Raw genomic sequence first — 2,562 nt, 5'->3', positions numbered from 1 at the left:
GAGCAGGGCTGCCAATGATCGTAATTCCTCACCGGCCTGTCACACATCGTGACATGTAGGCTTGACAGCCCCTCCCCTAATTAGGGGATGCGATATCTGGCGAAATATAGGAAAGTGCACAAGTAACGCGTGAATGGTGCAGTGTGGCGTAATTTCTTGCACCAATTACCTACCAGCGGTCCGTACTGACACGCCTCAGTCGGCTCCATGAAATCGCCCCATTTGAAGGGTTACGTCATGTCACAACGATTTCCCGACGCAATCGCTGACTCAATCAACCGCATCAGCCTGACTAATCCGCGCGTCGTGGAGTCGTGGTGCTGTGAGTTGAAATGTACAGAGTACGAATTGCGTGTGGCCGTCTATGCGGTAGGTAGCGAGCCTGACGAGATCCGCAGTTATTTTCATCGCAGCAGGGACACCTGCCAGCAATGATTGCCAGCTGATAAATACTGGCGTCAAGACACTTTCCCAAGTCTTCAACGGAGAGCCAGGCCATCCCGGCTTACAGCGTTCCGCCCCCTCTCCAATTGGAGGATGCATCTGGTGGCTTACGCGGCAACGGCCACGCTCGATGAGAAGATGGAGTGCTCCCATGCCACGACGACGAACGCCTCGCCACCTCCGATCGCTTGTAAACCTGTTGCCAGGATTGTTTGCCGGCGCTGGAGCCTTTGCCGTCAGCCTTTTCGACGAATGCTCAATGATGCCGGCCACTGTTGAGTGCCAGGGCTTGATCCCAGCCTGGGGTTATCTCGTGGCGTTTGCAGTCGTTATTGCATCGATCGCCTGGACTTGCTGGGCCTGGTACAAGGACCACGTCTGCGGCGACTACGAGGCGGTCATGATGATGGGTAAGGACAGATAAAGGCACTGACCAGTCAGGCTGGGCTCAGTGATTRCAATTGATTGCAAAGCTAAATAGGTGACGGGCGTAAAAAAGCCCGCTCGGGCGGGCCTTGGAAAATCTGGACGTGGACTCTTACGCGGCCCACGTTACGGCAATTCACATGCAGGAGCTATCTTGTTTTTCTCGTCGTGAAAGCTCTTGTCGACGTGCCGCCGTGAGAATCGGCTTTGCCTGGCCAGGCTTTTCAGCGGTGCTTGCCGCTGAAGTACTGTATTTTATCACAGTCTCCACACTCAACAAAAACAGGCAGAGATCCTGTCTGACGCAATCAGTCGATCTGGGGCTATCACCGTGGGACGCGGGCGCTCTATGGTGAATATCTGTTCCACCTCTGCGAGGTCTGCATGAAACCGTCCACCGCACCACCAGCAAAACCGCCAATGAATTGGGCAGGTCCAGCCTCGCAGTCGGCTTCCACCCCCGAGCCTGTCAATCTTGAAGAAGAATCTGTCGCTGGCGAGGAGGACCCAGGGGCAGCACTGGACTTACCCCAATCCACGCCTGTGAAACAACCCAACGAAAAAGCCCCTAAAGATCATTGATCCTTAAGGGCTTCGCGTATCTGGCGGAGAGGGTGGGATTCGAACCCACGGTACCTTGCGGTACGCCTGATTTCGAGTCAGGTACATTCGGCCACTCTGCCACCTCTCCAGTTTGTCTGAACCCGTGATTCTAGCAGGGCTGAAAGGGGGTCTTACCCAGCATGAGCCGCGGAACCGGCTTTGCCGGGCCGCAAGGCGGGCGGCCCCCTCGGGGGGCAGGGAGCTACACGAAGTGAGCGACCGTGGGGGCTCTACTTGGCCAGCACCTTGATGCCGCCCATGTACGGTTGCAGCACCTCCGGCACGGTGACAGAACCATCGGCGAGCTGGTAGTTCTCGAGCACGGCAACCAGGGTGCGGCCAACCGCCAGTCCTGAGCCATTGAGGGTGTGCACAAACTCGTTCTTGCCTTGGGCATTCTTGAAGCGGGCCTGCAGGCGGCGGGCCTGGAAGGCTTCGCAGTTCGAAACCGAGCTGATTTCACGGTAGGTGTTTTGCGCCGGCAGCCACACCTCCAGGTCGTAGGTCTTGGCGGCGCCAAAGCCCATGTCGCCGGTGCACAGCAGCATGACGCGGTAAGGCAGGCCAAGCTTTTGCAAAATGGCCTCGGCATGGCCCGTCATGGCTTCCAGCGCTTCGTAGCTTTTCTCGGGGTGGGTGATCTGCACCATCTCGACCTTGTCGAACTGGTGCTGGCGGATCATTCCGCGGGTGTCGCGGCCATAGCTGCCGGCTTCTGACCTGAAGCACGGTGTATGCGCGGTGTACTGAAGCGGCAAATCAGCTTCGGCAACGATTTCGTCGCGCACAAAGTTGGTCAGCGGCACTTCGGATGTAGGGATCAGGTAGAGCGCGGTGCTTTCGGCTWCAGCGGCGCCTTCTTGCCCGCCCTTCCTGGCGGCAAACAAATCTTCTTCAAACTTGGGCAGCTGACCCGTGCCGCGCAGCGAATCACCGTTGACGATGTAAGGCGTGTAGCACTCGGTGTAGCCGTGCTCCTGCGTCTGCACGTCGAGCATGAACTGCGCCAGCGCACGGTGCAGGCGCGCCAGCTGGCCCTTCATCACGGTAAACCGCGAGCCGGTCAGCTTGGTGCCCAGCTCAAAGTCC

At 58.0% G+C, this 2,562-nt stretch carries 3 protein-coding genes and 1 tRNA gene; 2 read left to right on the top strand and 2 right to left on the bottom strand.

The window, feature by feature from the left end:
• Positions 1 to 237: 237 nt before the first annotated feature.
• Together AC1D0Z_RS19400 and AC1D0Z_RS19395 are read left to right on the top strand one after the other, a co-directional pair.
• Positions 238 to 435: a DUF3606 domain-containing protein gene (locus AC1D0Z_RS19400; protein WP_477659817.1), complete on the top strand. Its 198-nt coding sequence runs from the start codon at positions 238 to 240 to the stop codon at positions 433 to 435.
• Between the two features lie 160 nt (positions 436 to 595).
• Entirely contained in the window at positions 596 to 868 is a 273-nt protein-coding gene (locus AC1D0Z_RS19395; RefSeq protein ID WP_477659816.1) for a hypothetical protein, read from the top strand.
• 605 nt (positions 869 to 1,473) lie between these two features.
• On the opposite strand, the gene AC1D0Z_RS19390 is transcribed toward AC1D0Z_RS19395, so the two are convergent.
• Both AC1D0Z_RS19390 and serS read right to left on the bottom strand, forming a co-directional pair.
• Positions 1,474 to 1,561 (bottom strand) — tRNA-Ser (locus tag AC1D0Z_RS19390).
• 142 nt (positions 1,562 to 1,703) lie between these two features.
• The coding region (gene serS / locus AC1D0Z_RS19385) for a serine--tRNA ligase (protein WP_477659815.1) at positions 1,704 to 2,562 on the bottom strand (859 nt) is incomplete at its 5' end.

This window comes from Polaromonas sp. P1_E3, from assembly GCF_056405935.1.
The sequence above is the reverse complement of the archived record's forward strand: the minus strand, read 5'-3'. Positions and strand labels throughout refer to the sequence as shown.

Coding starts and splice junctions, on each gene's coding strand:
- AC1D0Z_RS19400 (WP_477659817.1), top strand. CDS start 238: ATGTCACAACGATTTCCCGACGCAATCGCTGACTCAATCAACCGCATC.
- AC1D0Z_RS19395 (WP_477659816.1), top strand. CDS start 596: ATGCCACGACGACGAACGCCTCGCCACCTCCGATCGCTTGTAAACCTG.